General features: G+C 68.4%; 23 protein-coding genes and 7 pseudogenes. 18 read left to right on the top strand and 12 right to left on the bottom strand.

Annotated features, from left to right (window positions below; all coding sequences use genetic code 11):
* Positions 1-11 precede the first annotated feature (11 nt).
* Complete coding sequence (locus QQK48_RS03245; protein ID WP_284327462.1) at positions 12-707, bottom strand: hypothetical protein; 696 nt, start codon at positions 705-707, stop codon at positions 12-14.
* On the bottom strand, positions 646-1587 hold the full coding sequence (locus tag QQK48_RS03240; RefSeq protein ID WP_284327461.1) for an ABC transporter substrate-binding protein: 942 nt from the start codon (positions 1585-1587) through the stop codon (positions 646-648). Before QQK48_RS03240 ends, QQK48_RS03245 begins: the two co-directional genes overlap by 62 nt.
* Before the next feature lie 145 nt (positions 1588-1732).
* On the opposite strand from QQK48_RS03240, the pseudogene QQK48_RS03235 reads away from it, so the two are divergent.
* From QQK48_RS03235 to QQK48_RS03225, 3 genes and pseudogenes are all read left to right on the top strand, one after another.
* Positions 1733-2706: pseudogene (locus tag QQK48_RS03235) on the top strand (LacI family DNA-binding transcriptional regulator).
* Positions 2707-2736: 30 nt separating this feature from the next.
* Positions 2737-2919: a hypothetical protein gene (locus tag QQK48_RS03230; RefSeq protein WP_284327460.1), complete on the top strand. Its 183-nt coding sequence runs from the start codon at positions 2737-2739 to the stop codon at positions 2917-2919.
* Positions 2916-3668, top strand: coding sequence for an NAD(P)-dependent oxidoreductase (locus QQK48_RS03225; protein WP_284327459.1), 753 nt, complete (start codon positions 2916-2918; stop codon positions 3666-3668). Before QQK48_RS03230 ends, QQK48_RS03225 begins: the two co-directional genes overlap by 4 nt.
* Here the strand turns inward: QQK48_RS03225 and QQK48_RS21145 are convergent.
* The 7 genes and pseudogenes from QQK48_RS21145 to QQK48_RS03195 form a co-directional block, all read right to left on the bottom strand.
* A complete protein-coding gene (locus QQK48_RS21145; RefSeq protein ID WP_431308394.1) occupies positions 3652-4311 on the bottom strand; it encodes a DUF1801 domain-containing protein in 660 nt (219 codons plus the stop codon). The two genes, QQK48_RS03225 and QQK48_RS21145, sit on opposite strands and share 17 nt — an antisense overlap.
* A pseudogene (locus tag QQK48_RS21140) lies at positions 4251-4481 on the bottom strand (hypothetical protein); the annotation flags it as partial. The pseudogene QQK48_RS21140 and the gene QQK48_RS21145, both read right to left, overlap by 61 nt.
* Positions 4384-4701 (bottom strand): annotated as a pseudogene (locus tag QQK48_RS03215) (FAD-binding domain-containing protein); the annotation flags it as partial. The pseudogenes QQK48_RS21140 and QQK48_RS03215, both read right to left, overlap by 98 nt.
* A 233-nt stretch (positions 4702-4934) precedes the next feature.
* The gene (locus QQK48_RS03210) at positions 4935-5210 is read right to left on the bottom strand and encodes a hypothetical protein (protein WP_284329291.1); all 276 of its coding nucleotides are present in this window, start codon (positions 5208-5210) and stop codon (positions 4935-4937) included.
* A gap of 435 nt (positions 5211-5645) precedes the next feature.
* Complete coding sequence (locus QQK48_RS03205; RefSeq protein WP_284327458.1) at positions 5646-6206, bottom strand: NADPH-dependent FMN reductase; 561 nt, start codon at positions 6204-6206, stop codon at positions 5646-5648.
* A 304-nt stretch (positions 6207-6510) separates the two neighbouring features.
* Positions 6511-7128 (bottom strand): NADPH-dependent FMN reductase, encoded by a 618-nt coding sequence (locus QQK48_RS03200; protein WP_284327457.1) that lies wholly within the window; start codon positions 7126-7128, stop codon positions 6511-6513.
* An 84-nt stretch (positions 7129-7212) separates the two neighbouring features.
* Positions 7213-7995: a MerR family transcriptional regulator gene (locus QQK48_RS03195; protein WP_284327456.1), complete on the bottom strand. Its 783-nt coding sequence runs from the start codon at positions 7993-7995 to the stop codon at positions 7213-7215.
* Between the two features lie 141 nt (positions 7996-8136).
* Between QQK48_RS03195 and QQK48_RS21135 the strand changes: the two genes are divergently transcribed.
* Genes QQK48_RS21135 through QQK48_RS21125 form a run of 3 tightly spaced genes read left to right on the top strand, consistent with a single transcriptional unit; the run spans position 8137 to position 9791 of the window.
* Entirely contained in the window at positions 8137-8694 is a 558-nt protein-coding gene (locus QQK48_RS21135; RefSeq protein ID WP_431308284.1) for a dihydroxy-acid dehydratase domain-containing protein, read from the top strand.
* Complete coding sequence (locus QQK48_RS21130) at positions 8600-9205, top strand: dihydroxy-acid dehydratase domain-containing protein (RefSeq protein ID WP_431308283.1); 606 nt, start codon at positions 8600-8602, stop codon at positions 9203-9205. Before QQK48_RS21135 ends, QQK48_RS21130 begins: the two co-directional genes overlap by 95 nt.
* Positions 9177-9791, top strand: a complete 615-nt coding sequence (locus QQK48_RS21125; RefSeq protein ID WP_431308282.1) for an IlvD/Edd family dehydratase — start codon at positions 9177-9179, stop codon at positions 9789-9791. Before QQK48_RS21130 ends, QQK48_RS21125 begins: the two co-directional genes overlap by 29 nt.
* Positions 9792-10289: 498 nt before the next feature.
* Here QQK48_RS21125 and QQK48_RS03185 read toward each other — a convergent pair whose 3' ends face one another.
* Positions 10290-11978: a DUF5692 family protein gene (locus tag QQK48_RS03185; RefSeq protein WP_284327455.1), complete on the bottom strand. Its 1689-nt coding sequence runs from the start codon at positions 11976-11978 to the stop codon at positions 10290-10292.
* A gap of 434 nt (positions 11979-12412) precedes the next feature.
* Here QQK48_RS03185 and QQK48_RS03180 point away from each other — a divergent pair.
* From QQK48_RS03180 to QQK48_RS03145, 9 genes and pseudogenes are all read left to right on the top strand, one after another.
* A pseudogene (locus QQK48_RS03180) lies at positions 12413-14164 on the top strand (acetolactate synthase large subunit).
* A 2-nt stretch (positions 14165-14166) separates the two neighbouring features.
* On the top strand, positions 14167-14757 hold the full coding sequence (gene ilvN / locus QQK48_RS03175; RefSeq protein ID WP_431308281.1) for an acetolactate synthase small subunit: 591 nt from the start codon (positions 14167-14169) through the stop codon (positions 14755-14757).
* 7 nt (positions 14758-14764) lie between these two features.
* Positions 14765-15798 (top strand): annotated as a pseudogene (gene ilvC / locus QQK48_RS03170) (ketol-acid reductoisomerase).
* A gap of 39 nt (positions 15799-15837) precedes the next feature.
* Positions 15838-16840, top strand: a pseudogene (locus tag QQK48_RS03165) (3-isopropylmalate dehydrogenase).
* 158 nt (positions 16841-16998) lie between these two features.
* Positions 16999-17673 (top strand): annotated as a pseudogene (locus tag QQK48_RS18930) (branched-chain amino acid aminotransferase family protein); the annotation flags it as partial.
* A gap of 34 nt (positions 17674-17707) precedes the next feature.
* Positions 17708-18106, top strand: coding sequence for an aminotransferase class IV (locus QQK48_RS18925; protein ID WP_348523744.1), 399 nt, complete (start codon positions 17708-17710; stop codon positions 18104-18106).
* A 315-nt stretch (positions 18107-18421) separates the two neighbouring features.
* Positions 18422-20461 carry a hypothetical protein gene (locus QQK48_RS03155; RefSeq protein WP_284327454.1) on the top strand — a complete coding sequence of 680 codons (2040 nt, stop codon included), beginning with the start codon at positions 18422-18424 and terminating at the stop codon, positions 20459-20461.
* Positions 20462-20483: 22 nt separating this feature from the next.
* Positions 20484-20774, top strand: coding sequence for a hypothetical protein (locus tag QQK48_RS03150; RefSeq protein WP_284327453.1), 291 nt, complete (start codon positions 20484-20486; stop codon positions 20772-20774).
* A 398-nt stretch (positions 20775-21172) separates the two neighbouring features.
* Positions 21173-21574: a hypothetical protein gene (locus QQK48_RS03145; protein ID WP_284327452.1), complete on the top strand. Its 402-nt coding sequence runs from the start codon at positions 21173-21175 to the stop codon at positions 21572-21574.
* A gap of 601 nt (positions 21575-22175) precedes the next feature.
* Here QQK48_RS03145 and QQK48_RS03140 read toward each other — a convergent pair.
* Together QQK48_RS03140 and QQK48_RS03135 are read right to left on the bottom strand one after the other, a co-directional pair.
* On the bottom strand, positions 22176-22658 hold the full coding sequence (locus tag QQK48_RS03140) for a hypothetical protein (protein WP_284327451.1): 483 nt from the start codon (positions 22656-22658) through the stop codon (positions 22176-22178).
* Positions 22655-22909: a hypothetical protein gene (locus tag QQK48_RS03135; protein ID WP_284327450.1), complete on the bottom strand. Its 255-nt coding sequence runs from the start codon at positions 22907-22909 to the stop codon at positions 22655-22657. The genes QQK48_RS03140 and QQK48_RS03135 overlap by 4 nt, the downstream gene beginning before the upstream one ends.
* A gap of 687 nt (positions 22910-23596) precedes the next feature.
* Here QQK48_RS03135 and QQK48_RS03130 point away from each other — a divergent pair.
* Genes QQK48_RS03130 through QQK48_RS03120 form a run of 3 tightly spaced genes read left to right on the top strand, consistent with a single transcriptional unit; the run spans position 23597 to position 25839 of the window.
* Positions 23597-24604: a hypothetical protein gene (locus QQK48_RS03130; RefSeq protein WP_284327449.1), complete on the top strand. Its 1008-nt coding sequence runs from the start codon at positions 23597-23599 to the stop codon at positions 24602-24604.
* Positions 24605-24626: 22 nt separating this feature from the next.
* Positions 24627-24959 (top strand): hypothetical protein, encoded by a 333-nt coding sequence (locus QQK48_RS03125; RefSeq protein WP_284327448.1) that lies wholly within the window; start codon positions 24627-24629, stop codon positions 24957-24959.
* Positions 24868-25839, top strand: coding sequence for a hypothetical protein (locus QQK48_RS03120; RefSeq protein ID WP_284327447.1), 972 nt, complete (start codon positions 24868-24870; stop codon positions 25837-25839). The genes QQK48_RS03125 and QQK48_RS03120 overlap by 92 nt, the downstream gene beginning before the upstream one ends.
* The last annotated feature ends 127 nt before the right edge of the window (positions 25840-25966 follow it).

The following is a 25966-nucleotide window of genomic DNA, read 5'->3' as shown; positions in this document are numbered from 1 at the left end:
GACGACGAAGGTCAGGAAGAGTGCGAGCGCGGGGCCGAGGAAGAGCGTGAGGCTCTCCCCACATGCGCACGCGCGCTCGACGGGGGTGGTCGCTGACGGGCTGTCCGAGGGCGTCGCCCGCCGCCGGCGCTGCTGCGCCGACGGCGGGGACGGTCCCCGTGCCCGAGGTCTCCAGTGCGGTCACGGAGATCTCGCTTTCTGGGGTCGGTGGGACGGGGTGGAGTTACTGCGTGGCGGCCGCGGCCGTCATGAGGTCGACGGTGTTCTGCGCGTCGCCGGTCCCGGCGAACTGTGCGGCGATGCCGTCGTTGAGTGCTCCACCCACGTTGGTGCCGAGGAGCGTGTCGAGCCACAGCCTGGACGTAGCCGGCGTTGCTCGAGGTCTGGGCGATCTCCTGGAGCACCGGGTCGGTGATGGCGTCCGTGGCGGCGGGGGCCACGGGGAGACCGCCGACGGCCTCGACATAGCCGCGCTGGACATCGTCGGAGACCAGGTAGGACAGGAAGCCCGCGCACTCGGCGGGGGCGTCCTTGTAGCAGGAGAAGCCGTCGCCGCCGCCCATGGAGGCGGTCGGGTCACCCTCGCCCGATGCCGTCGCGGGCATCGGGAACCAGTCGAGGTCATCGTGCAGGGCGGTGAGCGCCTCATCGGATCCGTCGGTGAAGCCCTCGTACACGAAGTAGTTCCACTGGCCCATGAGCTCCATGGCGGCCTCGCCGTTGGCGACCAGGCCTGCGGATGACGTCGCGCCCGTCTGGGCCACGGTCGACATGAACTGGTTCTGGAACGGCTCCGTGCCGAGGAAGTCCTCGAGCCTGGGTGCCTGCGTCGAGCCAGCACGGGTTGGAGAAGTCCAGCGCGGCGGTGTCGTTGGACATGGTGTCCTGGGAGCAGGAGCGCAGGGCGAAGTTGTACCACCAGTGAGCGGCGGGCCACTTGTCCGCCGCACCCACCGCGATGGGGGTGATTCCTGCGTCCTTGAGCTTCTGGACGGCGTCGCCGAGCTCGTCCATGGTGGTGGGCTCGGCGGTGATGCCCGCCTGCTCGAACAGGCTCTTGCGGTACCAGACGCCTTCGACGGCGAACTGGAACGGGACGCCGTACGTGACGCCGTCCGCCTGCCACGGTGCCACCGCACCGCCCAGGCGTTCGATGTCATCGGCCAGCGGCTCCGACAGGTCCATCAGGTAGCCGGCCTCGGCCTGCGCCGCGAGTTCGCCGCCGCCCCACTGCTGGAAGATGTCGGGCGCGTCGCCCGATTGCAGCGCGGTGGGGATGCGGGTGCGCTGCAGGTCTTCGTTCTGGATCTGCTCGATCTCGATGGTGACGTTCGGGTGCTCGGCCGTGTAGTCGGCCGCGACCTTGTCCCAGTAGTCGCCAAGGGAGTTTTCGCCGGTGTCACCAGCCACACCGTTGTGCCACCAGGTGAGGGTGACGGGTTCGCCGGAGCCTCCCTCTTGTGCGGAAGTGGTCGTGCCCGGGGATTCCGTGGCGGCGGGGTCCTCATCCGAGCCGCATGCGGTGAGCAGCAGTGCCGCGGATGACGCGAACGCCACCATGGCGCTCGCTCGACGGAAATGCGTCATGTTCGTGTCCTCTCAAGTCCTCGTTGACCAGCCGAACACCGGTGAGTCTGACAGCGGGTCAGAGTCATGTCAAACGTTATCGATAACGTTTTCGCAACGGAGGGGAGAGGCGCTACGATGCCCGACATGGGACCGCGAGTGAAGGCTGTCGGACGTGGCCGCACGGGCCGGGGTGTCCGTCGCGACCGTGTCGAAGGTCGTCAACGGGCGTTACGGCGTCTCGAAAGACACCATCGCCACCGTGCAACAGGTGATCGACGAGGCTCGGTTACGCGGGCAACCTTTCGGCCTCCTCGCTGCGCGCCCAGCAGACCCACGTGCTCGGCGTGCTCGTCGCGGACTTCGAGCCCTTCTCTGCGGAGGCTCCTCAAGGGGGCAGCCAAGGCGGCCCACGGTTCCGGCTACGAGGTGCTGTCGCACTCGGGAGGTGACACCCATGGCTGGGAGCGTCGGTCGCTCGCGCGGCTGGGCGGGACCCTGATCGACGGCGCCGTCATCGTCACCCCCACGGTGCTCGACGCGGAGACCGTGGTGCCCATCGTGGCCATCGACCCGCACTACGGGCCCAACCGCTTGCCCACCATCGACGTCGACAACTTCGAGGGTGCCGAGCGGGCCGCCCAGCATCTGTTGAGCCTTGGCCACCGCCGCATCGGCTTCCTCGGCGGACGCAACGAACTCGACTCATCGCACCTGCGTGAGGCGGGGTTCCGTCACGCCCACGCCGAGGCGGGCATCCCCGTCGACCCCGCGCTCATCATCGAGACGAGGTACGCCCCGGAGAATGCGGCCCAGGCCACGCGCACCCTCCTGGGGATGGCCGAGCCGCCGACGGCCATTATGGGAGCCAACGACCTCACCGCGCTCGCGGCCATCGAGGTCGCGCATGACCTGGGTCTGAGCGTCCCAGGCGACCTGTCCGTCATCGGCTTCGACGACATCCCCGAGGCGGGACTCGCATCCCCCGCGCTCACCACCGTGCGCCAGCCGCTGCAGGAGATGGGCGCGGCCGCGATGCGAATGCTGCTGGACCGCATCGAGGGGCGCGAACACTCCTCGCACGTCCGGCTCGACACCTCGCTGGTCCTGCGCGAGACGTGCGCTCCGCCCCGCCCGTAGGCGGCGGCGCGCCGTGACACACTGGCGACCATGATCACCCTTTCCGTGCCGTCACAGGCAGTGGCCGATGCCGTGGGCGACCTCGGTGAAGACGTGCGGCTCATCGTCTGGAATCCTGCTGATGGGGACGCCCCGGCCGGCGCGGAGCAGATCCAGGCTGGTGTGCTTGGCTCACCGCACCGGGGGCCGGACCGTGTACTCCCGGCTGGGTGAGCCTGCCGTCCCTCGAGGCGATCCAGATTCCCTCGGCAGGCTTCGAGCACGCGCTGCCGTTCGTGCCGCACGGGGTCGCGCTGTGCAACGCGCGCGGCGTTCACGACACACGCACCGCGGAGATGGCACTCACCCTGACGCTCGCGAGCCAGCGGGGCTTGCCGCAGTTCTTCGACGCGCAGCGTCGCGGCCGCTGGGAGCCGTGGGAGACCGCCCCGTCACTGGCCGATAGCAGGGTCCTCATCGTGGGCTACGGGTCCATCGGAGCGGCGATCGGCGACCGCATGCGGGCCTGCGAGGCGCACGTCGAGGGCGTGGCGCGCTCGGCCCGCATCGCCCCGGACGGCACCACGGTGCATGCGATCGACGACATCCTCGGCCTCCTGCCCGCGGCGCGGATCGTGGTGCTCGTCACGCCTCACGACGACTCCACCGATCGCCTCGCCAACGCCGAATTCCTCGCTGCGATGCCCGACGGTGCGCTCCTGGTCAACGTGGGCCGCGGCGCCGTGGTCGACACTGATGCCCTGCTCGCGGAACTGCGGGCCGGGCGCCTGCGTGCCGCGCTCGACGTCACCGACCCCGAGCCGCTACCCGATGACCATCCGCTCTTTGATGCACCGGGGTGCATCGTTGTGCCTCATATCGCAGGCTTCGCGCAACTCACCGACCGGCGCTACGTCGCCCTCGTGCGTCGCCAGGTCGAGGCGCTGCGTCGGGGCGAGGGTCCGGTCAACCGCGTGGCGTAACCCCGGCATCGGCCATCTCGAGGCGCACGGAACTCCCCGCCCCGTCTCGCCAATCGATCCACGCGTGGACGATGTCCTCGATGGTGTCGCGCCTATCCTCGGCCTCGGCTATGGAGATGATCCTCATCACCCTGCCATCGCGCGGCGCCGGCTCGAGGCCAGGGAAGGTGGTCGGCAAGAGGCCCGCGCGGTGGAACACCAGCACTGCCGCCATCGAACCCTGCGGGTAGAAGGACGCGATGTCGCCACGGTACGAGAACGTCGGGGTCGACCACTTGATCGACTCCTCCACCCGGTCGTCGGAGGCGAGCAGGATCCAGCGCAGATGCTGAACGACGTCCTTCATGGGACTGGTGTAGTGCCCCATCCAGAGGTCGACATCGGCGTCGCGCATGTTCCGAACGTACTCCCCGGTGCGCGAGCGTGCTACGACAAGGGGGTGGCTTTCGCTGCCTTGTAGAGCTCCAGGGTGAGATGACGCTCCGCGGCATGGTCCACGATCGGTGCCGGATACGCAGGGGTGTCGACCTCCGGCACCCAGCGCTCCACATAGCGACGCTCGGGGTCGAAGGTGCGCGCTTGCGTGCTGGGATTGAAGATGCGGAAGAACGGCGCCGCGTCGCGGCCGGTGCCCGCGACCCACTGCCAGTTGAGCCTGGTTCTGGGCGTGGTCGTAGTCCACGAGCGTGCGGCGGAAGTGGTCCGCGCCGCGCTGCCACGGGATGCGCAGGTCCTTGACGAGCAGGCTGGCGACCACCATGCGCACGCGGTTGTGCATCCACCCGGTCTGTGCGAGCTGGCGCATGCCGGCATCAACCAGCGGGAACCCCGTGACGCCGTCTCGCCACGCCATGAACGCCGCGTCCGCGTCGCGGCCCTCGATCCAGTCGGCATCTCGGAGGACGGGAGTCAGTGACGTGCGCAGGGCCTCGGGGTGGTGGAATAGGACATCGGCGTGGAAGTCGCGCCACGCCGGCTCCGATTCGAAGACCCTGGCACCGGGGTGCTTCTCGCGGGCCGTCAGGGCAAGCACCGTGCGGGGGTGAACCTGGCCAAACGCCAGTGCCGTCGACAGGCGGCTGGTGCCGTCGAGGTCGGGGCGGTCACGGTCCTCGCCGTAGAGGTGAAGGCGCTCCGCCACGAAGTCAGCCAGTGCCTCCACGATGCGGTCCTCGCGGAACTCGTGGACGTTCACGAGGGGATCCGCCGCGTCACCGTGCGCGGCCCGCTGATCCAGATCCACGTCATCCTCGTGGCGGCCAAGGTTCACCCAGGCGTCCCCGCGTGCCGCGGCGGCCGGCGCGCGCCACCCGTGGCGCCTCCACGCGTCGCGATACGGAGTGAACACCTTGTACGGGTCGCCGTCAGCCTTGCGCACGCGCCCAGGGGCCACGGCGTACGGCGAGCCGATGAGTCGCAACTCACGGCCCCCGCGGTGAGTGCGGCGGCGACGGCGTCCTGCTCCGCGATGCCGGCGGGGGAGTACTCGCGTGCCGCCCACACGACCCGCGCATCGGCCTCCTGGGCCGCCGCGGTGACCACGGCATCGGCCGCACCTCGTCGCACGGCGAGTGCTCCAGCGCTGGCGTCGCGCAGGCTGCCAGAGCACGCGGGCGAGGTGGGCACTACGGCGGCCAGACCATCGCGTGATCCCGTCGGTCCAGGCAAAGACCGCCGCCGCGCCGTCCTCCTGCGCGCTGACGAGTGCGGGATTGTCTGCGAGGCGGAGGTCTCGGCGGGCCCACCACAGCGAGGTCATGGGGCGCTCACTTGGGGCATCGTGCCTGACAAGGTCATGAATGCACCAACGGCAACGACCGCCCAGGTGTTCCCGGACGGCCGTTGCCGGTGTGCACTGTCGCGGTGGTGTGTACCGCGGGTGCGAGGAGCGGCTGGCCCCCGGGAGGGGTGGTGGGGGCCGCGCTCACGTAAGAGCCATCTTCTCACGCCGTGAGGCGTCAGAACGACGGCGAGGTGTTACGCCGAGACGCGCGCGAACTGCTTGACGTGCGCGACGGCAGCGTTGACGAAGTTCGCGAGGATGGAGGCCTGAGCCTCGTCCTGGAGCGTGCCGTCGGCGCCGAAGGCGTCTGCGCGGTAGTGGAAGAAGGTCTCGGGCTGGCCCATGGTGGGGGCGTCGTAGTGACCGAGGATCGCGCGCAGGTGCTGCTGGGCGGCTGCGGTAGCCGTCGAGCCGATCGAGGCGCCCATGATCGCGACGGGCTTGCCTGCGAAGGAACCTTGGCCCCAGGGGCGAGCGGCCCAGTCCAGCGCGTTCTTGAGGACGCCGGGGATGGAGCGCGAGTACTCGGGGGTGACGATGATGACGCCGTCGACGTCGGCGATGGCCTGCTTCCAGTCGCGGGCCACCTGCGGGTAGTCGGCGTCGAGCGCGTAGTCGTAGAAGGGCAGGTCCTTGAACTCGAGGAACGTGAACTCCACGTCCTCGTCCGTGGCAAGGCCGGGCAGCACGTTGGCGACCTGACGGTTGATGGAGGCCTCGGCGATGGAGCCGACGATGATGCCGATGCGGGTCATGGCATGGTCCTTTCAAAGAAAGTGTGAGGGGGAGGCGTCGGCTTCTTCAGCGACGACATCATCAACGATAGATGATGTGTCAACTATTCCACAATCATGTATCTGAGATTCGTGGCGCAGGGGCATGGCCGCGCGTACGCAGCGCCGAAGCGCGGTCATGCCACCCGACGCACGCCACCTTCGCCGGAGGCTGGCAGCAAGCGCCGCTAGATCGCGGGAATGCCTACCGCCGGGCTCGAGGGGCCCGGCGCCGCCGTCAGTACCTCCGTCAGTGGGTCGACGGTTGCGGCGGCCGAGGCTGCTCTCACCTCACGTCGTGTGCGCGCAGCGGAGACAGTGGTCGGTGCGCCAACGCTCGACGAGGCCGCCTGGCGCGGCGCTCGTGTGCAGCGAGGCCCGCCGCGGCTGAGACGAGTTGCCGCGCCTCCGCGACGAGATCGGGGTCGGAAGGCTGGCCGTCAGCGTCGAAGGAGGTTTCCGGGTCCGCAAAAAGGACCACCTCGGGCTGCGACCGTAGAGAGGCTCCGTGGTCCCCGAGGACGGTGCGAAGGTGCTGGATCGAAGCGAAGCGCGGGAGTGATCCGAGGCTGACTCCCGCGATGGTCGTCGGCTTTCCCGCCAGCGCGTTCGGCGCGGCGGTTCCGCCGGCCCAGTCGAGGCCGTTCTTCAAGGCGCCGGGAATGGAGCGCTCGATGGTGGGGGACACGATGATCAGTCCGTCGACCGCCGCGACCTGGCGTTTCCACTCCAAGGCGGCTGCGGGAGCCTCGACATCCTCATAGGGCGCGTGCTGGGGAAGGTGCTGAGGATCAAGTTCCACGATGTGAGTGCCAGGGGGTGCGACCTGGGTCAGCAGGTGGGTGAGGTGGCGCTGAGTGCGAGCCAGGGGCAGTGAGCCGATGATCAGGCCGAGCGTCGTCACGGGTGTCCCTTCCATGGGGCTGGCCACCCCTCGCGGGTGGCGAATGCCCTGTGAACGCGCACTGTGCCAGGCGGTATTCCCGGATCACGACGAAAGGTGGCGACCCGCCCAGATGTCGGCGGCATCGCGCAGGAGGACGGCCGCCCCCGGGGCGATCTCGTCGTAGTTGCGGCGGAACCGCTCGTCATCCACGTACATCTGAGTGATACCACGGTACGTCTCCGCGGTCGGTGTCCAGAACAGCGACAGCCACTCGTGGTGCTGCGCGACAATTGCCTGCACCTCATCGGACTCCGGCCGGAATCCCACGCGGATGGCCGCGCCCAATGCCTCCACCACCTCGCGGTGCGTGTCGAGGTGACGCTGCTGGCCGTCCTTGCCGAGCGCCTTCCACTGCGCGTTGGAGCGATCGACCGCATCGTCGCCCCAGCGTTCGCGCGCCTCGGGCTCGTACTGGCGGTGGAAGCCGTCGAGGATTTCTTCGTGTGACATGGTGGTGCCCTTCTCGAGGGAGTCGATGGTGCGGGCCACTGTGGAGGCGAGCCGCGCGTAGCGGTCGCGTTCGGCAGTGAGGCCCACAAGGTGGTCGCGCAGGTGCGCAAGGGTGATGGTGGGGTCGTCTGCCTCGACGATCTGGGCGATCGTGTCCAGGCCGGTGCCAAGTTCGCGCAGCACGAGGATGTGTTGCAGCCGGAGGAGCTCCGCCTGGCCGTAGTGGCGCCTGCCGTCGGGGGAGGTGTGTGACGGCGCGAGCAGCCCGATGGCGTCGTAATGGCGCAGGGTGCGGCTCGTGACTCCTGTCAGGCGTGCCACGGCGGCGATGTCGAGCGTCTCGGTGGCCGAGGTGGCCCTGGGGCGAGGGGTCATGGTCACCAGCCTAGAAGTTGACGCTGCGTCAAGCGCAACCCGGGTTTTTTGGTGACCGCCGCATCGGCCGACTGGACGGACCTAGACTCGCCATCATGACGACGACGCCGGATATCAAGCCCCGTTCACGACAGGTCACCGATGGCATCGAGGCCACGGCCTCGCGCGGCATGCTGCGCGCCGTGGGCCTTGGCGACGAGGACTTCGCCAAGCCGCAGATCGGCATCGCGAGGCTCGTGGAACGAAATCACGCCCTGCAATCTTTCCCTGCAGCGCCTCGCACAGGCGTCCAAGAACGGTGTCCACGCGGGCGGCGGCTATCCGCTCGAGTTCGGCACCATCTCCGTCTCGGACGGCATCTCCATGGGCCACGAGGGCATGCACTTCTCGCTGGTCTCGCGCGACGTGATCGCCGACTCCGTCGAGACCGTCATGATGGCCGAGCGCCTCGACGGCTCCGTCCTGCTCGCGGGCTGCGACAAGTCGCTCCCGGGCATGCTGATGGCCGCGGCCCGCCTGGACCTGGCCTCGGTGTTCCTCTACGCAGGCTCGATCATGCCCGGTCACGTCAAGGCTCTCGGATGGCACCGAGAAGGACGTCACCGTGATCGACGCGTTCGAAGCGGTGGGCGCGTGCCAGCGCGGGCTGATGTCCGAGGAAGACCGCCTCGCCATCGAGAAGGCGATCTGTCCTGGTGAGGGTGCCTGCGGTGGCATGTACACCGCGAACACCATGGCCTCCGTGGGTGAGGCCCTTGGCATGTCGCTGCCCGGCTCGGCAGCGCCGCCTTCGGCCGACCGCCGCCGCGACTACTACGCCCACAAGTCTGGCGAGGCTGTGGTGAACATGCTCCGTCAGGGCATCACTGCGCGTCAGATCATGACCAAGGAGGCGTTCGAGAACGCCATCGCCGTCGTCATGGCCTTCGGTGGCTCGACGAACGCAGTGCTGCACCTGCTCGCCATCGCCAACGAGGCCGAGGTGGACCTCACCCTCGATGACTTCTCGCGCGTGGCCGACCGCACGCCGCACCTGGGCGACCTCAAGCCCTTCGGCCGCTTCGTCATGAACGATGTGGACCGCGTGGGCGGCGTGCCCGCGGTGATGAAGTCACTGCTCGATGAGGGCCTGATGCACGGCGACACGCTCACCGTGACGGGCAAGACGCTGGGGGAGAACCTTGAGGAGCCTCAATCCCAAGAAGATTGACGGTCGCGTGATCCGCAACCTCAACAACCCCATTCACAAGACCGGTGGCATCACCATCCTCAAGGGCTCGCTCGCCCCCGAGGGTGCCGTGGTGAAGTCCGCTGGCTTCGACAACGACGTGTTCGAGGGCACCGCGCGGGTGTTCGACCGTGAGCGCGCGGCGCTCGACGCGTTGGCCGATGGCACCATCACCGCTGGCGACGTGGTCGTCATCCGCTACGAGGGCCCGAAGGGCGGCCCCGGCATGCGCGAGATGCTTGCCATCACGGGGGCGATCAAGGGCGCAGGCCTCGGGAAGGACGTGCTCCTCGTCACCGACGGCCGCTTCTCGGGCGGCACCACGGGACTGTGCGTGGGTCACATGGCCCCCGAGGCGGTCGACGGCGGCCCCGTGGCGTTCGTCAAGGACGGCGACAAGATCCGCCTTGACGTGAAGAACAAGACGCTCGACCTGCTGGTGGACGATGCGGAGGCTCGAGGCGCGCAAGGAAGGCTGGGAGCCGCTGCCCCCGTCTACACGCGCGGTGTGCTCGCCAAGTACGCCAGGCTCGTGCAGTCGGCCTCGACCGGTGCGGTGCTGCGCTAAGTATCTGCTGACACGAGGGCCCCGGGATGATTCCCGGGGCCCTCGTGCTGTCTGTGCCCGGGTGCGCCTGAGTCCGTGCCGGGTGTCTCCCTCACCCTCACCCCCGACCCCGTCCCCTCACCCCGGCCCCTGCGCCGCAGTGGGCGGTGAGGGTGCGCTGGTGCACACGGGTGCCTCCTGGTGGACGCCCAGGGTGCGATTGCATGAGTGCGCCCGCACAGCGCCAGAACCCCAGGTCTGGTGCCGGGGGAGTGCCTGCGCGAGGCCCGGCACCCTGAGCATCCACTGCGACCCGGCCACGTGCGGCTGCGCACCCCGAGAGTCCACTGGGGTGCAGCCACCTGCGGGGGCCGACGTCACCGTCCAAGGACGCCCGGACCCGGCCGCCCCCCAAGAATCCCGATGTGTCCCCAACAAACAGGAAGGCCCCGCACCGGATCCGGTGCGGGACCTCAAGGCGGGGCGGGTTACGCCGTGGCCCCCTGAGCGGGTGCAGTGTCAACAGAGGACACGTCGACGCCAGCCTGCCTCGAGTTGCGCGGCGGATGCGCCAGGGATCTCCGCCACCACGCGACGGTAGGCCGCGGAGTGGTCGTAGATCTCATGCTTCAGCACGTTGCGACGGTGCTTGATCAACAAGGTGACCTGGAGCACCGCCAGGGCAATGTTGGCGGCGAGGGCGAGGGCGGACACCGTGAGGAGTGCGGCCGGATCGCCGGAGGCATCAACCGAGAAGTCAGAGGTGGACGTGAACGCAGGCACGGCCATGGTGAACATCATCCATAGCGCCAGGGTGTGGGCGCGGTGCTGGAGCCACGCGCCCTTGCGAATGAAGAACGCAGGAATGGTGCAGGAGATGAGGAGCGCGGCGCCCGCGTAGAAAGCGTGATCACCCACGCAGTTGTAGACGTAGGCGAAGTTCCACAGGTCGTACGCGATGATCCAGGGCCAGATCATGTCCGGCCAGATCATGTCCTTGGTCTTGTCCCGCGAGATGTAGATGCCCATCCAGCCGGTGATGGCCAGGAGGTTGATGAGGCCCGCAATGCCGTTCATGTAGTTCCACGGGCCGGACAGCATGTAGACGCCGTCGACGACGCCATCGGCTCCCATGCCGCCCACCTGGAAGTCGCGGATCACCGCTTCCGCGATGTTCAGCGCGAGAATCCCGGCCGGGAACATGAGTGCCCACTTGTTCCTCTGCAGGCGTGGGATGTAGCGAATGGCCATGAAGCCAAGACAGCCGGCGAGGGCGGAGTACACCTTGACCCAGTGGAACCAGGTGCCGGTCGACGAATCCGCGCCAGCGGTGGTGGGCCACACAAAGATGGTCAGGATGATCGGCAGCGCGATGAAGAACGCCGCGCCAGCCCACGGGCCACGGCGAGACAACTCGTTGAGCCCGATGAGCGCGCCCAGAACGACAAACCACATGACGATCTGGACGAGGGTGAGTGGTTCGAACAGGAACATGTCACTCTCCTTCGAGTGATTGGTCCCGGCCGGGGCCCCGGGAGGGTTGGGTGCCAGACGCAGGGTCTGGCGGACGAGGTCGGCGAGCACGTCGTCGCTGACCTCCGGCTGAGTGCGCATCAGGCCGATGAGGCCGTGGAGCAGCACCACGAAGGTCTCGCGCACGTGCGAGATCTCGATGCGGTGCCGCTCGGCATACGCGGGAATGGTGGTGGTCTCAAGGATCTCCAGCAGAGCGACCACGGAGGCGTCCACATAGCGGACGTATAGTCCTGCGTCGTCGACGCGAGGGACGGGCAGGGGAGTCGGACGGGCGGTTCCTGTGGCCGATGCCGGTTCGGCCGCTGCCTCGGCCGATGCGGGGTCGCCCAAGGCGTCCGCGTCGCCGTCCGCGGAGCGGCCGGGAAGGTGGCGGCGAAAGAGTGCGATGTAGTCGCGCACGGCGCCGTCGATGTCGCCGCGTACGCGGAGGCGATCCCATTCGCGCAGATCCGCTGCGAAGTCGGCCACACACGCCGCGAGCACCATGTCCACGAGCGTGGGCATGGACCCCGCGTAGTGGTAGACGAGGCCCCTGGTGCAGCCCACGTGGTCGGCAATCTGTTGAAACGTGGTCGCGTGCACGCCATGAGTCGCGAACAGCACGCGGGCGGCAGAGACGATCTCGTCTCGGCGCTCGTCGGGGTGCTTCACCGTGCGACTCTGCTGGCTCATGGCACCACCGTAGAACCTATTGACACATCGTCAATTGGGACCGAGGTCCCGCGAAAAGAGCCGACGTGGGGCCGGCAGGGACCGCTCACATCGTCTCAGTATTCAAGATGGTGAACCACAATGTGAGATTCTTTGTCGAGATGGTGACACCGGCCCGCAACCGGGCGTACGCTTCAAGACATGCAGGCGATTCTCGTACTTAGGCGGCGCGCGGACCTCTAGTCCACGTCAGGCATCGTCCGCGCGCAGACCCCGACAGCCACTGAGGCCGAGGGGTTTTTCCATGCGAGGCGGATACGAGAATCGCCTCCACCCACGACTCAACGGGAGAGAACATGGCACAGGTCAGGGCCCCCAAGCCTTCGGCACTGGCGACGCCTCAGCCGGCACGCACGTCGGCAGGCGGATCCGCAGCGTCCGTGAGCGGTCAGGAGATGACCGGCGCTCAGGCGATCATCAAGAGCCTCGAGATGGCTGGCGCCACCGACGTCTTCGGCCTTCCGGGCGGCGCCATTCTTCCCACCTACGACCCGCTGATGGACTCGACGACGCTGCGCCACATCCTGGTGCGTCACGAGCAGGGCGCGGGCCACGCCGCACAGGGCTACGCCCACGCGACCGGGAGGCCGGGCGTCTGCATCGCGACGTCGGGGCCCGGTGCCACCAACCTCGTGACCCCCATCGCGGACGCGAACATGGACTCGATCCCCATGGTCGCGATCACCGGCCAGGTCGCCGCCTCGCTCATCGGCACCGACGGGTTCCAGGAGGCCGACATCGTCGGCATCACGCAGCCCATCACCAAGCACAACGTGCTGGTGACGGACCCCAATGAGATCCCGCAAGCCATCGCAGAAGCCTTCTACATCGCCACTCACGGCCGCCCCGGCCCGGTGCTTGTGGACATCGCGAAGTCCGCGCAGCAGGCCACCATGAACTTCCAGTGGCCCGAGCGCATCGAACTGCCCGGCTTCAACTCCGGAGCCCGTCCCCACGCGAAGACGGTGCAGGAAGCCGCGCGCCTGCTCGCCACCGCTCGTCGCCCCGTGCTCTACGTGGGCGGCGGCGTGATCCGTTCCGGCGCATCGGCCGGACTGCGCAAGCTCACCGACCTGTCCGGCGCGGCCGTCGTGACCACCCTGATGGCACGCGGCGCGCTGCCCGACTCGCACCCGCAGCACCTGGGGATGCCGGGTATGCACGGCACGGTTGCCGCCGTTGCGGCGCTGCAGAAGGCCGACCTTGTGGTTGCCCTCGGTGCCCGCTTCGACGACCGCGTCACCGGCAAGTTGTCGAGCTTCGCGCCGCACGCGACCATCGTCCACGCCGACATCGACCCGGCGGAGATCGGCAAGAACCGCGCGGTTGACGTGCCGATCGTGGGCGACCTCAAGGAGGTCTTCGAGGCCCTGGTCCCCGCGCTCGCGCAGGAGCACCAGCAGCACGGCAAGCCCGACCTCGAGGCGTGGTGGGCGCAGGCTCGACGACTGGCGCTCGACCTACGGCCTCGGGTTCACGCCTACCGGCGACGGGCTGTCCAGCCCCCAGCACGTGATTCAGCGCCTCGGCGAGATCTCCGGACCGGAGTCGATCTTCACCTCCGGCGTGGGCCAGCACCAGATGTGGGCCAGCCAGTTCATCAAGTACGAGCGCCCCAACTCGTGGATCAACTCGGGCGGCCTGGGCACCATGGGCTTCTCGGTGCCTGCGGCCATGGGCGCCAAGGTCGGCGAACCCGATCGCACCGTGTGGGCCATCGACGGCGACGGCTGCTTCCAGATGACCAACCAGGAGCCTCGTCACCTGCGCCATCAACGAGATCCCCATCAAGGTGGCGATCATCAACAACTCGTCGCTGGGCATGGTGCGCCAGTGGCAGACCCTGTTCTACAACGAGCGCTACTCGAACACCGACCTGCACACGGGCCACGGCACCCAGCGCATCCCCGACTTCGTGAAGGCTCGGGGAGGCCATGGGGTGCGTGGGCCTCAGATGTGAGTCCGATGCCGATGTGGACGCCACCATCAAGCGCGCCATGGAGATTGACGACCAGCCCGTGGTCGTTGACTTCACGGTGTCGCGCGACGCCATGGTGTGGCCGATGGTCGCGGCAGGCACCAGCAACGACGAGATCCAGTACGCCCGCGGCATCGCCCCCGAGTGGGACCGCGGCGAGGAGGAGTAAAGATGACCACCCACACCCTTTCGGTGCTCGTCGAGAACAAGCCCGGCGTGCTCGCGCGCGTCTCCGGCCTGTTCAGCCGCCGCGCCTTCAACATCCACTCGCTCGCCGTGGGCCAGACGGAGTACCCCGAGATCTCGCGGATCACCGTGGTGGTCGACGTGGACGAGCTCCCGCTCGAGCAGGTCACCAAGCAGGCTCAACAAGGCTGGTGCACGTGCTCAAGATTGTGGAGGCTCGAGCGCGACAAGTCGGTGCAGCGCGACCTCATCCTCGTGAAGGTGAGGGCCGATGCGCGTCAGCGTGCCGATGTCCTCCAGATCGTCGACCTTTTCCGTGCGCACGTCGTGGATGTCAGCCCCGATTCGCTCGTGATTGAGGCCGTCGGCGCCCCCGACAAGGCTGCAGGCGCTGCTCGCGGCGCTCAAGCCGCACGACATCCGCGAGATCGTCCAGTCGGGCACCGTGGCCATCGGCCGCGGCCCTCGCTCCATCACCGAGCGCGCCTTCGAGCGCGTGTCCGCGTAACGACTTCCAGGCGGCCGATGCCTCGGCCGGCTTCCGTATCACCCCAGAATTCCCTACTGAAGGAGTAAGTCCAGCATGGCTGAGATGTTCTACGACGACGATGCCAACCTCGAGCCTCATCCAGGGCAAGAAGGTCGCGATCGTCGGTTACGGCTCGCAGGGTCACGCCCACGCGCAGAACCTGCGCGACTCGGGTGTCGAGGTGCGCGTCGCGCTGCGTGAGGGCTCCAAGTCCGCCGTCAAGGCGGAGAACGACGGCTTCACGGTCGCCTCGGTCGCCGACGCCGCTCAGTGGGCGGACCTCATCATGATCCTCGCGCCGGACCAGCACCAGCGCACCATCTACAACGACGACATCAAGCCTCACCTGACCGAGGGCAAGACCCTCGCGTTCGCGCACGGCTTCAACATCCGCTTCGGCTACATCGACGCGCCCGAGGGCGTGGACGTCATCCTCATCGCCCCGAAGGCCCCCGGCCACACGGTGCGCCGCGAGTACGTCGCCGGCCGTGGCATCCCGGACATCATCGCCGTCGAGCGTGACGCGTCCGGCCAGGCCTGGGACGTCGCCAAGTCGTACGCGAAGGGCATCGGTGGCACCCGCGCCGGCGTCATCAAGACCACCTTCACCGAGGAGACCGAGACCGACCTGTTCGGCGAGCAGGCCGTCCTGTGCGGTGGCACCTCGCAGCCTGGTCCAGTATGGCTTCGAGACCCTGACCGAGGCGGGCTACCAGCCCGAGATCGCCTACTTCGAGGTCCTTCACGAGCTCAAGCCGATCGTCGACCTCATGTGGGAGGGCGGCATCACCAAGCAGCGTTGGTCGGTGTCCGACACGGCCGAGTACGGCGACTACGTCTCGGGCCCCCGCGTCATCACCCCCGAGGTCAAGGAGAACATGAAGGCCGTGCTCGCTGACATCCAGTCCGGCGCCTTCGCGAAGCGCTTCATCGACGACCAGGACAACGGTGCCAAGGAGTTCGCCGAGCCTGCGTGCCAAGGGCGAGGGTCACCCCATCGAGGAGACCGGCCGCGAGCCTGCGCAAGGCTGTTCGCCTGGAAGGACGAGGTCGACGCCGACTACGTGGACGGCCAGACGGCCCGATGACCACCACGTACAAGGCTCGCGCTCGTCCCGGGAGACGGCATCGGCCCCGAGGTTGTTGCGGAGGGGCTCAAGTGCCTCGCCGCCGCGACCGAGGGCACCGACATCGCCTTCGAGACGACCGACTTCAACCTGGGTGCCCAGCGCTGGCACGCCACCGGTGAGACCCTCACCGACGGCGACCTCGACGCGATCCGGGAGCACGACGTCATCCTGCTGGGCGCCATCGGCGACCCGAGTGTGCCGTCTGGTGTCCTGGAGCGTGGCGTGCTGCTGCCGCTGCGCTTCGCGCTCGACCAGTACGTCAACCTGCGTCCCAGCCGCCTGTACCCGGGTGAGGTGTCGCCGTTGCGCGACGTCACCGAGGTCGACTTCGTGGTGGTGCGTGAGGGCACGGAGGGTCCGTACGTCGGCAACGGCGGCGCGCTGCGCGTGAACACCCCGCACGAGATCGCCACCGAGGTGTCGGTCAACACCCGCCACGGTGTGGAGCGTGTGGTGCGGTACGCCTTCGAGGTTGCCTCGAAGCGCGACCGCAAGCAGGCGACCCTCGTGCACAAGCACAACGTTCTGGTGCACGCGGGCCACCTGTGGCGCCGCACCGTCGAGGAGGTGGCGCCGGAGTTCCCCGACGTCACGTGGGACTACCTGCACATCGACGCCGCGACCATCGTCATGACCACGAACCCGGGTCGTTTTGACGTCATCGTGACGGACAACCTGTTTGGTGACATCCTCACCGACCAGGCCGCCGCGATCTCCGGCGGTATTGGCCTCGCGGCCTCGGGCAACGTCAACCCCGACAAGACCGCTCCGTCGATGTTCGAGCCCGTGCACGGCTCGGCCCCCGACATTGCGGGGCAGGGGATTGCCGACCCGTCGGCGACCGTGCTGTCTGTCGCGCTCATGCTCGACTTCCTCGGATACCCCGAGGCTCGCCGCGAAGGTGGAGGCTGCCGTCGCAGCCGACGCCGCCGCGAAGGGCGACGCGAAGCGTTCCACCGCCGAGGTGGGCGACGCTCTCGCGGCACGGATCCGCGGCTAGTACTTCCGGCCGATGCTGGGGCCGGCACGCGTTGCCGGCCCCAGCATCGGCCACCCTCACCACGCTGCACCCCCACGCTTCCTGGCAGGACAGGAGGGTTACTTTCGGACGAAAAGTGGCACCCCTGTCCCGCCAACACTCACCAGAAAGGCTCTGACGTGACCGACACCGCCGCACCCTCCACCGCTGGAGCCTTCGAGGTTCGCCCCAACGCCTCCGCCCTGAGCGTCCAGGCCCGCGATGCGGCGCTGGCCGACCTCGCCTTCGGGGTGCAGTTCACCGACCACATGGCGCGCATGCAGTTCCGCGACGGCCAGTGGCACGACCGCCGGGTCGAGGCCTACGGCCCGCTCCAGATGGACCCCGCCTCTGCGGTGCTCCACTACGCGCAGGAGATCTTCGAGGGACTCAAGGCTTACCGCTGGGCCGATGGCTCCATCCACCTGTTCCGGCCCGAGGCCAACGCGGAGCGTTTCCGTAAGTCGGCGTACCGACTGGCCCTTCCCGACCTTGCCGTCGAGGACTTCATCGGTGCCATCGAGGCGCTGATTGAGACCGACCACGCGTGGGTGCCCGGCGTGGAGGAGTCCAGCCTCTACCTGCGCCCCTTCATGTTTGCTTCCGAGGCGTTCCTCGGGGTGCGCCCGGCCGCGGTGGTCGACTTCCTGGTGATCGCCTCGCCCGTGGGCGCTTACTTCCTCGGCGGCGTGAAGCCCGTCTCGATCTGGGTCGCGCAGGGCTTCCACCGGGCGGGCCCCGGCGGCACCGGCGACGCCAAGTGCGGCGGCAACTACGCCGCGTCGCTCCTGCCGCAGCAACAGGCGTACGCCAACGGCTGCCAGCAGGTGCTGTTCCTGGACGCGAAGGATGACCGCTACCTCGAAGAGCCTGGGCGGCATGAACGTCTACGTGGTGCGCCGCGACGGTACCGTCGAGACGCCCCGCCTGACCGGCACCATCCTCGAGGGCATCACGCGTTATTCCGTGAACCAGTTGCTCGAGGACGACGGCCGCAAGGTCATCGAGAAGGACATCACCCTCGACGAGGTCCGCATGGGCATCGAGTCCGGCGACATCGCCGAGATCTTCGCGTGTGGCACCGCCGCGGTCGTCACCCCGGTGGGTCGTCTCGCCTCGCCAGACTTCGATGTGACGGTGGGAGACGGCGAGGCAGGCCCGATCACGATGGACATTCGCCGACGCCTCACGGACATCCAGTACGGCCGCGCCGAAGACGTCTACGGCTGGATGCGCAAGGTCGGCTGACCGCCTCGCCACATCGCATGGCCGATGCGTGACGCTCGCCACACGCGGGGTGTCGCGCCCCTGGTAGAGCCGTTACGATGGCGTGCGGAGGGCGGCCGCTGAGGGCCGCCTGCAACGGAGGGGACCCGTTCAACGTGAGCAGTGTGATGAGGCGCGCCCTGGCGGCTGCGCTCGTAACAATTCTGGGTGGCGCAGGCATCGTGGTGGGGGCCGTGGCGCCCGCCACCGCCGCTGACGTGGCCTTCAGCGTGGATGACTTCAACGGCAATTCCATGGGCGAGATGACCGAGCCTGGAGGACGCGGGCTACGAGTGCGTGTACTCGGACAATGCCAGCGTCACGGTGGCGAGTGGCACCATGCAGGTGTCGGTGCCCGGAGAAGACTCCCGCGGATGCCGCTACGCCTCCGCAGGCGTGAAGTGGACGGCCCCCACGTCGGTGAACATCGAGCAGGGTGGTGCGGACCGCCTGACCTTGAAGTACCGGAACGTGACGCCGTCGGGTCCGAGCGCGATCACGTTCGGGATCAGGGCCGTGGACGTCAACGGCAAGGTCGCCCAGGTGGGTGGCCTCACCCGCAACGGTGGCGGCGGCGAGGACTTCCTCACCATTCGCTACGTGCCCGCGTACGTGGGCGACGTGTCCTACCTGCAGTTTGAGGGCGGCTTCGACAAGTCGCAGGTGAAATCGATCACCTTGCTGATGGCAGCGACGGCGTCGAGCCAAGCCATCGGTGTCACCTTCGAGGGTGTGGGCTCCAACGTCGGTGAGCCAACGTATCAGGCGCCCGCGATCGGGGCGGCGTCCGAGTACGTGTTCGATGGATACCGCTCCACCTCCTTCGACGTCACCGGCTACCCGACGCCGACCGTCAACGTGACGGGCGTCCCCGCGTGGCTAACGGCGTCCCAGACGACGATCGACGGCGGTGTTCGCGTCACCCTGAGTGGAGACCCGGGGGCAACAGCCACCACAGCGTCCGTCCACGTCGCCGCATCCGTGGCGAACTCGCTGACGGCCCAGGCCACGATTCGGGTCGGGACGCCGCAGATCTCACCGGTGCCGGGGTCCGAGGTGATGCTGGTGCGTGACCGAGAGGTCGACGTGGCGGTCGGCACGGCGACGCCGTCGTCGAAGGGGCTGACCGTCGTCGGTTCCGTCGGCCTGCCCGCGGGCACCAGTGCCGTGGTCGTGGGCGACACCGTGAGGTTGACCGGAACGCCCACGCAGGGGGCGGGGCCGTTCGTTGCGACGGTGACGCTTTCGAACGGCTACGGAATGGCGCCATTGCCGGTGTCCGGCTACATCACCGAGGCGCCCGACATCGACGGTCCTGGTTCGCTGTCCTTCACCGAAGGTACGGCGATCACGCCCGTCTCCTTTACCGTCACCGGCAACCCTGTCCCGACGGTGACCGCAGAGGACCTCCCGCCGGGTCTCACCTTGGGGCCGACCGGCACCTTGAGCGGAACGCCGACCACTCCCGGCGACTACGCCGTGGTGGTGCGCGCCATCACGCCCACGGAACAGGTCATTCACCACGTCACCATCGCGGTGGCGTCGCGCGCCGAGGTGCTGGCGCCTACGACCGCGACCTGGGCTGCGGGTGCGGCGGTGTCGATGCCGCTGATGCGCGCTTATCGCGCGAACGTGCAGGTGACCGACGTCGCGCCCTGGATGACGCTCGCCCACGTCGGGGACGACTTCGTCCTGACCGGCACACCCACGTTGCCTGCGGGCGTGAACGCGGACTCGGGCACCCTCAAGTTCGTCATCGGCACGGGCACCCACGCGGTGCGTGGCTCATTGGAGTGGACCGTGGAGCGCCGTGAGGCGCCGCAGGTGACCGTCGCCTCAACGGCCTCGGTGGTCGCGGGGCAGCCCGTCGCGATCGACGTCTCGGCCACGGGCTACCCCGTGCCGACGATGACTGTGGTCAATGCTCCCTCCTGGCTCACGTATGACGCCGGACGCGGTCGCCTGGTCGGTACCCCTCCCACGGCTGGCACCTTCTCCGTTGACCTCTCCGCGGGCAACGGCGTGGGGGCCGATGCGACGTCGACCGTCACGATTTCGGTGGCGGCGCCTGCGGGTGCCGTCTCGCTCGGGGTGAGCCAGGCCGAGCAGGGCAAGTCGTTCGTGGTGTCTGCCACCGGATTCGCTCCCTACGACAAGGTCGAGGTGTGGCTGCACTCCACGCCCGTGCTGCTGGGTTCGGCGACCGCAGACACCACTGGTGCTCTGAGCCTGCGGGTCACGATTCCCGCGAACACTCCCGCGGGCCAGCACACTGTCGTGGTGAAGGCCAGGCTCGGGCGCGAGCGTCTCGACGGCCTTCCGTGTCCTCGCGGATGACTCGAGCACGCCGCAGCCCACGGTGTCGCCCAGCCCCGTCGACCCCGGCACCGTGACCCCCACCCCGACACCCGACCCGACCGCGACCCCACAACCCACCTTGGCGCCGGGAGGCGACGAGGGCACGGGCGCCGAAGCGGCCGGTGGCGACAGCGGCGGCGAGGGCGATGGCGACGCCGGCACTGGCAGCGCGGCGACGGAGGGTGGCGCTGGGTTGTCCGGCACAGGACCGGTCGGTACCGGCGTGCTCGTGCTCCTCGCTAGCGCGCTGGTGGTCCTCGGCGTCGCAGGAGTGAAGCGCCGGAACGCGTGAGTCGCTTCGCGGGTGACGCTTAGGCGTCGCCCGCGAAGAGGCCGGCGCGTTCTGCGATGGCCACAGCCTCGTGCCGGTCCTCGGCGCCCAGGCTTGCGCAGGAGCGCCTTGGTCTGCGTGCGCACCGTGTTGATGGACACAAAGCGACGCTGAGCAATTTCGGGGTACGTGTGTCCCTCGCGCATCAGCCCCAGCATGGTGCGTTCGACGGCCGTGACGCTGAAGACCTCCGTGCGGCGGAAGGGCCGCGAATCGGTCGCGGCGGCGGCAAGGATCGGCACCAGAGCAGGGGCGCTGATCGGCGCCTCCCGTTCGAGGTCGCCAAAATCCCCTTCGGTGGCGAACCGCAGTGCGAAACGGGTCAGGTTCGCTCCCACGGTGGCCGCCAGGGACTCGAGGTGGTGGCATGCCGCCGCCACATTGCCGAGGCGGACCTGGGCCAGCGAGGCGAGGGTCCCAGCGATGGCCTTTCCGCGAGGGGTACGCGCGAGGCGTTCGGCCTCGAGCGCGATCTCGGCGGCATCGGAGGCCCTGTCGACTGCGAGAAGCGCTATCGCCTCCGATGTGGCCGTGAACACGTCCTTCCGCCGCGTCGAGCGAGCAACCCGGAGTGCCCCGGCGGCGTCTCCCGCCGCGAGCATCGCAACGGTCGTGGAGGCCACCACGAGTGTGCTGGGCTCGCCGTCGGACCAGAATGCGCGACTCGCCTCCAGGGCTTCCGCACGTTGCGCCGGGTCGAGCCGCTCCGGGGCGAGGAGTGCGCGCACTCCGAGGACCAGGCTGTCGGGGGCCGAGCATGACGGGGGATAGCCCGAGATATCCGCCATGTAGTCGACGAGATTCAGGGCACCTTCCTCGTCGTCGCTGTTCATGGCCACCAGCGGATCGGCGAGGGCCGCACCCATGGTTCGTCCTGTGACCGAGGTCTCGAGCCCGGCAAACTCTCGCGCACTGATGGCGTTGTGGAGATCGGTACTCGCGGTGCGCGAGTGGGGGTTGCGGAACTCCAGGGTGAGGTCCGCGAGCCGCACACACAGGCTCAAGGTCGTCAACCTGGCCCGCGCTCCACATCGCCAGGTACAGGCTCTCCTGCCAATCGTGAGGCGATCTCGGGCTCCACGGCGGCATCCGCGATCACGCCGGCGTCGCCCTCCGACCCCAGGAGCCTGATCGACGAGGCGAAGCGAACGCGCCGTCGCGTCGCGATCGCCGCGGGACACGTGGGCGTAGGCCTGTCTCAGCGTGACGCGAAGCACGTCAAATGGCGTGAGGGGAAGAACGCGTGCGAATCCCTCGAGCGCCGCGTCGAGGAACTGGTGGTACGCGCCGGGGGAGCGGGTGGGCTGGATCAATTGCAGGTGTCCCACGCACAGCAGCAGGCTGGGATAGGGCCTGAGCGAGTCAAGCGAGAACGTCGCGAGTACCTGGCCCAGGACCTCGGGCGCGTGTTCGGCCAGGAGCCTGAAGTGCTCGAACGCGACCGCATCGGCCTCCGCCAACTTGCCCTGCACGAGCAGTGTCACCAGGCTCTGCGGCGGCGTTGCCCTCCCTGTGCGCGGCCACCACGGCGTGGTCGCGCATGGCCGTCCGTACGTCGGCGGGGATTCTGCGGTCGATGAGGTCCCAGATCGCCTCGTGCCATTCATACGTCGCCTCGCCCGTGGCGGGATCGATGTCGACCTCGCCAAAGGGCTGCAATGTCAGCCGATGGAATGCCTTGCGCGCGGTGTCATCGGAGATGCCGTCGCCCGCGACGAGAGTCGCGTCGACCCGCCGCATTCCGAGGGCCCGCCACAACACGGTGAGTGTGGTGCTGCGCTCCCGAGCGTCGGCTCCTGCGGCGATCAGGCGCCCTCCGAGATCCGCAGCGAGCCTGGACCTCAAGCGTCGCGTCCGCGTGGGGCCAGGCTCTCCGGGCCACGCGCGGAGGAACGCTCGAGCCGGTGACGAACGATGCTGGCGTTGCCGCGGTAGCGCGAGGCCAGCACCTCAGGGAGGCCCGGCGGCACCTGCGCGCCGTTGACACGGGCGAGCCCTTCGATCTTGGCGAGCGGCAGCGCCAGGTCCGCCTCGGTGAGGACGGTGGTCGACTCGACGTCGCGTCCTTCGGGAATGTCGAGGCTGCGGATGAACACCTTCGGCGGGGAGGGTGCCGCAAGGCGGTCCTTGATGAGTTCCCACAGGCTCGTCGTGAGCCCCCACGATGAGTCCGTCGATGATCAGCGCTTCGGTGCGCGGTGTGCCGAGATCGGGTACCTCGGTGAGTGCCTCAACGGCAGCGGCGCGGGTGCTCAGACGCCGCACCGTCACCCCTTCGCTGCGGTCGAGGAACTGCGCTGCCTGACGCAGCCATGTCGAAGCCCCCAGCCTGGTAGCGACGCAACGACCGTCAGGGGTGCGAGGTCGGGAAAACGCGTCCTCGTCCCTCGTCGCAGGACTTCGCGCCATGCACTGCTGCGGCGCGCAACTTTCTGGCCTGCCGTGCTCATGCTCACCCTCATTCGGACATGCGACGGACTGAAACTCTCCACCTCACAGCCTGTGGGCGTGTGCGGTGAAGTTGACGCTACCCCGCCTTCTGCGACGCCCGTGACACGCCTGACTGTGGGGTGAATCACAGGGGTGATTGTGAGGCGAAACGCTCCGTCACCCCGGAGGTGCTTGGTCGACTGACGGGGCCTGCGCGGTTGCGGTCACGCTGCGCGGAGTACGGCCGACTCGGCCGCTGAGGGAGGACCACAGCACCCGCACTGGGTGCTCCTTGGCGTGCCCGGGAACCGGCTGATGAGGGACCGAGAAGCCGCCGAGGGGAGCCCACCACCATGCCCACCGCCACCATTCGACACCTGCCACGCAGGTGGGCGAGCGCGGCCGCCGCACTTGTGACGGCCCTGCTGCTCGCCACGCTCGTGGTGCCCGTCCCCGCCCAAGCGGCGGGGAGCGGACTGCGCCTCACCATTGACGTCAACGGTCATGTGTACGACGGCACCACCGTGGTAGAGCCAGGATCCACCTACGCCGCGCGGCTCCAGTACTCGGTCTCCGAGGCGCTCGCCGGCCAGCAGTTCACCATCACTGTCCCCGACGGCATCGACGTCCCCGCCGGGGCGCTCCAGGTGCCCGCGGGCAACACGGTGGTCGAATCGCTTGCCCTCGATGGCGACGGCAACGTGGTGGTCACCTTCAAAGACCCCCTCGACCTCTCCATCGACCAGGGTGTGCTGAGGTTCGACTTCACCTTCGACGCGCCCACACAAGGCACGGGCATTCGCGAGTTCACGTGGTCGGTCGACGGTGAGCCCACCTCGATCCGCGTGATCGTGCGTGACCCCTCGGACCAACTGCGTCCCGAGTTGGGGCATGAGGCGTCGAAGACCCGCGAGTCGGTCAACCTTGGTCAGTACGTCACGCGCACCAGCAGCGGAGACGTCAGCGTCGCCGCCGCGATCGCGGATCAGGCGATTCCGTACACGGTGACCTTCCAGTCGGCCGATGCTCGTACCGGCATCTCGCTGACGGACACGGTTGCGGAGTACCTTGCGGTGGACACCGACTCGTTCACGGCCACGCTGACCACCTGGGACGCGGACGGTTTCAACCGCACCGTCACCCCGTTCACCCTTCCCTCCGCCACCGTGGCGGGCCAGACCGTGACGCTTGCGGACATCGACCTTCCCGAACACTCGATCCTGACGGTGAAGTACAACGCCTCCGTGCGCGCCGACAAGATTGCCGACCTCGAGGATGCACTTCAGGTCCTCGCCGATGGTGTCTCGACCGTGTCCGGAGGAAGGCTTCTCCCTGCCGATGGGCAACAGCGTCACCATTGATGGGCTCACGCGGACCGCTTCCGTGAGCGTCGGCGGCTCCGTCCCGGCCGAGCCCACCCCGTCGCTCGCCGACGCGTTCAGGAAGTCCGTCAACCCCACGGGCCCGGTGGTCATCGGACTCGACGGGGACGGCGACATGCTCGCGCCCGTCGACGTCACCTACACCCTGCGCGCCGACCTGACGCAGTTCGCCGCGTTTGACGGCACCCGCCACGAGCCTGGCGCAGAACGTCGTCATCACCGACACCCTTCCGTCGCAGATCGTGTGGGCGGATGCGCCGTTCATCACGGCGACCGGCATCACCCTGGCGGCGGCCGACGCCACCTGCCTGGCGGCGGCCGACTTCTCAGATGACGCCTGCATCGGCCAGTACGTGCTCCTCGACGCCGGCGCCACCCTCAAGGTCAATATGGGTGCCGACGTCACCACCAACGCGGTCATCACCGCGCACGCGAGCATCGTCGCGGTCGACGGGCTTCCCGTCGCCCTCAACCCGTCGAACCTTCCGCAGGTCGCCGCCGTGTACACGGCACGCAACACGGCGTCGTTCGACTACAGGGACGGCTCGGCGTACACGCGCCAGGCCACCACGACCCTGCGCGTCCCGCAGGCGCCCGGCAGCGTCATCGACGACCCCAGCCAGTTCTCGAAGACCACCGGCGGTGACATCGTGGTGCGTCCTGGGCAGAGCGCTCAGGTGAACTACACCTTCACCCTCGCCGAGGGCGCGGTGGAGGACCTGTCCCAGGTACGCATCGTGGACGACATCGACCAGGCGATCTTCGACCTCAGCGACCTCGACGCGATCCAGGCATCGCTCACCGGCTCTTACGCGAACGCGGCGGGCCTCACGGGCGACGACTTCGCGCTCGCGGTCGTGGACGGCGACCTGGTGCTGACTACCTCGTCGACCTTCGGGGCGTCTCTGCCCGCGTGGGCGCAGCAGACGCCGCCCCTGACGAAGCGCCTGCAGGTCAACGTGACGCTGCCGACCTACCCGATGATCGGCAAGCAGACGCTCACCATCTCGAACGCCGCGAGCGTCGAGGGCGACGGCATCGAGGAGTACATCTGGTACTCCGACGTCTCCGGCGAGGCCACCACGTTCGGTGACGAACTCGAGGTCTCCAGGCTCGTGTACGCGGGTGACGGCGAATGGACGCAGAACCTGCGCATCCCGCTGGATGGCGACGGCGACATCGCATCGAACACCGCGATCTACCGCATCCACTGATCCCTCACGGCGACTATTCCGGGGTGAGCATCATCCCGCTCGAGGACCTGCTGCCTGCAGGCATGTCGTTCGTCGGCTTCGTGGCCGATGGTGGCGTCGACTCCGGCACCACGCTGGCGGGCACCTC

It is taken from the genome of Demequina litorisediminis (assembly GCF_030161615.1).
Lineage (GTDB): Bacteria > Actinomycetota > Actinomycetes > Actinomycetales > Demequinaceae > Demequina > Demequina litorisediminis.
This window is presented reverse-complemented; position numbering and strand designations above follow the sequence as displayed.